This window comes from Methylobacterium sp. B1, from assembly GCF_000333255.1.
GTDB lineage: Bacteria > Pseudomonadota > Alphaproteobacteria > Rhizobiales > Beijerinckiaceae > Methylobacterium > Methylobacterium fujisawaense.
In genome coordinates this window covers 1-5,192 of the sequence record NZ_BACT01000988.1, presented here as the reverse complement: position 1 = coordinate 5,192, position 5,192 = coordinate 1, and the positions used below count along the sequence as shown (strand labels likewise).

The 5,192-nt window shown below is 70.6% G+C and carries 7 protein-coding genes and 1 pseudogene; 6 read left to right on the top strand and 2 right to left on the bottom strand.

Annotation, left to right across the window (positions count from 1 at the left end):
• The first annotated feature begins 96 nt into the window (after positions 1-96).
• Positions 97-894, top strand: coding sequence for an SDR family NAD(P)-dependent oxidoreductase (locus I53_RS27470; protein ID WP_043356957.1), 798 nt, complete (start codon positions 97-99; stop codon positions 892-894).
• Positions 895-1,192: 298 nt separating this feature from the next.
• Here I53_RS27470 and I53_RS27465 read toward each other — a convergent pair whose 3' ends face one another.
• Complete coding sequence (locus tag I53_RS27465) at positions 1,193-1,552, bottom strand: SWIB/MDM2 domain-containing protein (protein WP_043356955.1); 360 nt, start codon at positions 1,550-1,552, stop codon at positions 1,193-1,195.
• A gap of 243 nt (positions 1,553-1,795) precedes the next feature.
• Between I53_RS27465 and I53_RS35830 the strand changes: the two genes are divergently transcribed.
• The 3 genes from I53_RS35830 (at position 1,796) to I53_RS27455 (ending at position 2,971) form a co-directional block, all read left to right on the top strand.
• The gene (locus I53_RS35830; RefSeq protein WP_257787383.1) at positions 1,796-1,918 is read left to right on the top strand and encodes a hypothetical protein; all 123 of its coding nucleotides are present in this window, start codon (positions 1,796-1,798) and stop codon (positions 1,916-1,918) included.
• Between the two features lie 49 nt (positions 1,919-1,967).
• The gene (locus tag I53_RS27460; protein ID WP_043356961.1) at positions 1,968-2,453 is read left to right on the top strand and encodes a DUF2721 domain-containing protein; all 486 of its coding nucleotides are present in this window, start codon (positions 1,968-1,970) and stop codon (positions 2,451-2,453) included.
• Between the two features lie 116 nt (positions 2,454-2,569).
• A complete protein-coding gene (locus tag I53_RS27455) occupies positions 2,570-2,971 on the top strand; it encodes a PRC-barrel domain-containing protein (protein WP_043356953.1) in 402 nt (133 codons plus the stop codon).
• A 61-nt stretch (positions 2,972-3,032) separates the two neighbouring features.
• Here I53_RS27455 and I53_RS27450 read toward each other — a convergent pair whose 3' ends face one another.
• Positions 3,033-3,440 (bottom strand): hypothetical protein, encoded by a 408-nt coding sequence (locus I53_RS27450; protein WP_043356959.1) that lies wholly within the window; start codon positions 3,438-3,440, stop codon positions 3,033-3,035.
• A 340-nt stretch (positions 3,441-3,780) separates the two neighbouring features.
• Here I53_RS27450 and I53_RS27445 point away from each other — a divergent pair, with 340 nt between their 5' ends.
• Positions 3,781-4,542, top strand: coding sequence for a PRC-barrel domain-containing protein (locus tag I53_RS27445; protein WP_043356951.1), 762 nt, complete (start codon positions 3,781-3,783; stop codon positions 4,540-4,542).
• Positions 4,539-5,192, top strand: a pseudogene (locus I53_RS27440) (MFS transporter); the annotation flags it as partial. The gene I53_RS27445 and the pseudogene I53_RS27440, both read left to right, overlap by 4 nt.

The window sequence follows — 5,192 nt, the reverse complement described above, 5'->3', positions numbered from 1 at the left end:
CGTCCTGCGGCGGAGTCGGAGCGGCTAACCGGATCGCGTATGCCACGCGGGACGCCGGCTTGCGTTGATGGGGTGTGTCCCATGCTGGAGCGCCCCATGGATCTCGATCTCACCGGCCGGAAGGCCCTGGTCACCGGGTCGACCGGCGGCATCGGCTACGCCATCGCCAAGGAACTCTGCGACCTCGGTGCGGAGGTCGGCATCAACGGTCGCACGCCCGAGCGGGTCGAGGCCGCCCTCGCGAAGCTGCGGGGCGAGACGCGGGCCGGCCGCGCCTTTGCGGCACCGGGCGATGTCGCCACCGCTGAGGGCGCTTCAGCCCTGGTCAAGGCTGTCCCGGCGGTCGACATTCTGGTCAACAACACCGGGATCTTCGAGCCGAAGCCGTTCTTCGAGATCCCGGATGCCGACTGGCAGCGCTTCTTCGACGTCAACGTGATGAGCGGCGTGCGCCTGTCGCGCGCCTACACGCCCGGCATGGCGGAGCGGGGCTGGGGACGGGTGATCTTCATCTCCAGCGAGTCGGGCATCAACACGCCGACCGAGATGGTCCACTATGGAATGACCAAGACGGCGCAGCTCGCGATTTCCCGCGGTCTGGCGCAGACGGTGGCCGGCAGCGGCGTGACGGTCAACAGTGTCCTACCCGGCCCGACCCTCTCGGAGGGTGTCGCGGACTTCATGCGGCAGATGGCCGGAGGCGCAGCCGATACCGACCTCGAGGCCATGGGCCGGAAATTCGTCGCGGAGCATCGCCCCTCGTCGCTGATCCAGCGGCTGGCGCGGGTAGACGAGGTGGCCAATCTCGTCGCCTACCTCTGCAGCCCGGCCGCGAGCGCCACCACCGGCGCCGCCCTGAGGGTCGACGGAGGGGTCCTGCAGGGCCTCGCTTGAAGCCGGGATCGGTGGGGGCAACGCCGGCGACCGCCGAAGCGGGGCTCGAACCGTGCGGGTCTGGGACGGCGAAATCTGCGCGGCGGCGCATCGACAAGCCCGCGCTGGCGATACGTCGGGCGCCTCGGGTTCAGGCGGCGCGTTCGCCACGAGGGATCGGACCGGCGGCTCTGGATGCCGGACTCTCGTCCGCGTCATACCAAGCCACACGGCCGGTCTTCCCGTACGACGGGGAACGCCGCAGGGCTCCTAGAGCCGTCGGCCCGGAGAGAATGCCGGACTTGGCTCTAGGGCGAGATCAGGCCTTCAGGTGCGCAGCGAGATGCTTGTTCATCTCGAACATCGTGCACTTGTCCTTACCGAAGACCTTCTTGAGCTTGTCGTCGGCGAGGATCTCACGCTTGTTCTGCGGGTTCTGAAGGTTGTTCTTCTTGATGTAGTCCCAAACCTTGCTGACCACCTCGCCGCGCGGCAGCGGGCTGGTCCCGACGATGGCGCCGAGCTCGGCCGACGGCTTCAGCGGCTGCTGCAGAGCGTTCGGCTTGGCGCCGGCCGACTTCTCGGCGGCGGGCTTCGCAGCCTTGGCCGGGGCGGCCTTCTCCGCAGTCTTGGTGGTCTTGGCCGCCTTGGGCGCAGCCTTCTCGGTCTTTGTGGCCATCAACATCCTCCGGTTCTCGGGCCGCAGGCCGGGGCATGATCGCCCCACGGCCGAGCCAGCATAGCAGCAACTAAGCGGTGCCGCCGCCGTTCCAAGGGGAAATTGCCTTTGGAAACGCCTCATCCACAAGGCAGGCGCAGAAATCCCCTGCGGGATCGCCGGATGGACGCCGCCGCCAAGATTATTCGGCCGACCGCCGGGCGTGAAACCTGCCTTTAACAATCCTGCACGTGAAGTACAGGCATGTTTGCCCCGACCCTCACGCTCGCGCTCCTGCTCGCCACCGGACTGGTCACGAGTCTCGGTCTCCTGGTGCGGGCCGAGCCTTCCGCGCCCGGCATCGCGCCGGGCCGCGGCTTGGTCTGAACGCGCCGGAATTGCAGCGCCCGTCCACCGGGTGCATCAGCCCGCCCGCATGACCGATCCGATCACCCTCGCCAGCCCGGAAAGCACCGCTCACGTCGTCCAGGTGGCGCTGAGCCCCGTGTTCCTGCTGTCGGGCATCGCGACGCTGCTCAACGTCTTCGGCGCGCGGCTCGCGCGCGTGGCCGATCAGGCCGACCACGTCTCCGGGCTCCTCGCGGGCGCCGGCGATGCGGAGCGCATCCTCCTCGGACGGCGCCTGGATCGGCTGCACCGGCGCTCGCTGGCCCTGGATGCCGCCGTGTTCCTGGCCGCGCTGGGCGGCGTGGCGACCTGCGGATCGGTGCTGACCCTGTTCGTCGGAGCCATGCGCGACAGCACGGTCACGACATTGCTGTTCGGTCTGTTCGGCGCGGCGATCCTCTGCACCCTGTGCGCCCTCGTGGCCTTCGGGTTCGAGATGCTGCTGGCCAGCCGATCGGTCCGCGACCGGATCAATCAGCGGCGGAGGAGCGCCGGGATACCACCCGACCTCTGAGAGGCCGGCGCTCGCCCGGCCACCGGCTCAGGAGGCGGAACCCGTCCCGGCCCAGGCGCTTAGTGAGCCAGGGACCGCCACGCGGGCACGATCCCGCTCATGGATCGGGAGACATCATGCCGACGGACCTGCCCAACGAACGCGCCTTGAGAAAGCCCGGCACCCTGGAGCTCGATCCCGCCGGCGAGGGCATCGCCATCGACGAGAGCCCCCGGCTGATCGCGTCGAACAAGGTCGAAGGCACCGCCGTGTACGACAGCAGCGGCCGCCACCTGGGCGCCGTCCACAATTTCATGGTGGACAAGGTTTCCGGACAGGTCGCCTACGTGGTGCTGGCCTTCGGGGGATTCCTCGGATTGGGTGAGACCCACCACCCGCTTCCCTGGAAGGCTCTGACCTACAGCACCGAATTCGGCGGCTACGTGATCGACATCGATCCGGCGGTCCTCGCAGGCGCATCGAGCCCCGGCGCCGGCGAAGACGAAGTCGCCGATCCGAGCTATCGCGCCCGGATCTAGGCCTTCGACGGCCCTTACGCGCGCCCCTCCTGAGCGGGCGCGGCGGTCTCGGCCTGACGGCTCAGAATTTCCCGCCGAGGCCGACGCTGCCGCCGGGCGACAGCATCGGACCCATTGCGCCGCTGCTGCCACTGCCACCGACCGCCGCATTGCCGCCGTCGAGATCCTCGCGCCGGATCCGGCGCTCCCCGCTATCGGCGGTGCGGGTCGCCCCGCCGGCGGTCTTCGGGATCGCCAGCTGCTTCGTCGGAGCGGTCTGGAGCGGCTGACCATCGGCATCGACCGCAGCATTGCGCGGCTCGCGGTTCGGCAGAGATCCGCGCAGCGAGGGCGGCAGGCCGACCTCTGTCGCGGGCATCACGCCGCCGCCGCCACCGAGCGCCTGGCAGCCGGCCACGAGGCCGGCCAGGGCAGCGCCGAGCGCAAGGCCGCGCGCTGCGGCGCATCTCGACGTGGGGAGGGTCGACATCGTGTGGTCCTCGACAGTGGCCGCGGTGCCGTCCGCGGCTCGCATGGGCTTATAAGCGGTTGTCTACGCCGGGGATGCGGCGAAAACCAGACAGTGCCGTCGCGCCCCCGGTCATCATCGCCGTATCCTTTGTGGCAGACCGCCGAAGCGCGCGGTTCGCGTCTTGCTGTCTGGCCGCTGCGGTCCATAACTTCGCCCAGGTCCTGCGGCATGACGCCATCCGCAGGCGGGGTCCAGCCGGCGGCGGACCCGGAACCGGCCGATACGGTCGTGGACGCGCCGGCGCGCCGGTGCAGCCCGGCCCTTCCTCAGAGGACGAAGCGTGTTCAGAACCAACCGGATGATCGCGGCCGTGACGCTCGCCCTCTGGGCGTCGGGGGCTGCGGCGCAGGTGAGCGGCAGCGAGGGTGCGGCCGGGCAGGCAGCGCCGCACGCACCGGCCGCGCCTCCGTCCGCGACTCCGGCTCCCGCGCCGGCTCCGGCGCCAACTCCGACACCGCCGACTTCTCCGCCCGCGGCGGCGCCGGCCGCACCGCCGGCCGCCGGGACTTCGCCGCCTTCCACGACCCAGACGCAGCAGCAGGGAACACCGGCCACGGTCCTCGACACGCAGGATTACGAGAGCCTGCTCGGTCGCAGCGTGCGCAGCGCCGGCGGCGACGAACTGGGGCGCGTCATCGACATCATCATCGACAAGGAGGGCCATCCCAGGGCCGCCATCATCGATTTCGGCGGCTTCCTCGGGGTCGGAACCCGCAAGATCGCGGTGGATTGGCGCGCCCTGCGCTTCACGCCGGACGGCGGCAAGGAGCGCAAGCTCTCGGTCGCGCTGACCCGCAACCAGGTCCGCGTGTCACCGGAATACAAGGCCGGGGAGCCGATCGTGGTTCTCGGGCCCGCCAGCCCCGCCGCGCCGGCGGCGGAGGGCGAGCAGGCGACCACGCCGCCGGCCAATCCGGCGCCGGGCTCGGCGGCACCGTCGCAACCGGCCCCCGCCGCGGCGGCTCCGACCTCGCCCGCTCCGGGTAGTGCGGCCTCGGGCGCGGCGGCGCCGGCCGCGACCGCGCCCGCCCGCCCTCCGGAGAAGGCACCGGATAAGTGACGGTGGCCCGGTCGAAGGCCCGAACCGCCGCCACTCCGCGCGAACGTGAGCTGTCCCGTCAGGACATCCGCTCCCGTCCGGGCCGCCTGAAGGATCCGGCGGGCGAGGCCGCGCGCGCGTCGGCGGTTCCTGCCGCACAGGGGGGACGCGTGATCTCGGCAACGAGCCGCTACGGCCTAGATGCCTTCGCGTTCTTCGTGGCCAACCTGCAGACCGGGTTCGGCCCTTTCCTGGCCGTCTACTTCTCCCAGGCGAAATGGACCCAATCCGACATCGGGTTCGCCCTGACCGTGGGGAGCCTCGTGGCGCTGCTGGGCCAGGTCCCGGGCGGCGCCTTCGTCGACGTCGTGCGCTCGAAGCGCTTCGCCGCTGCCGTGGCGGTGATCGGGATCGCCGGCAGCGCCTTCGCGCTGGCGGTCTGGCCGAGCTTCCTGATCGTGCTCCTGGCAATGGCACTGCACTCGGCCGCGAGCTGCGTGCTCACACCGGCCATCGCGGCGATCAGCATCGGACTCGTCGGGCGTGCCCACGCTGGCGAGCGTCTCGGCCGCAATGCCAGCTTCGCGGCCCTCGGCAACGCCCTCGGCGCGGCCGGGATGGGCGCCATAAGGATATTACCTGTCGAACGGCGCCGTCTTTACCTCACCGCC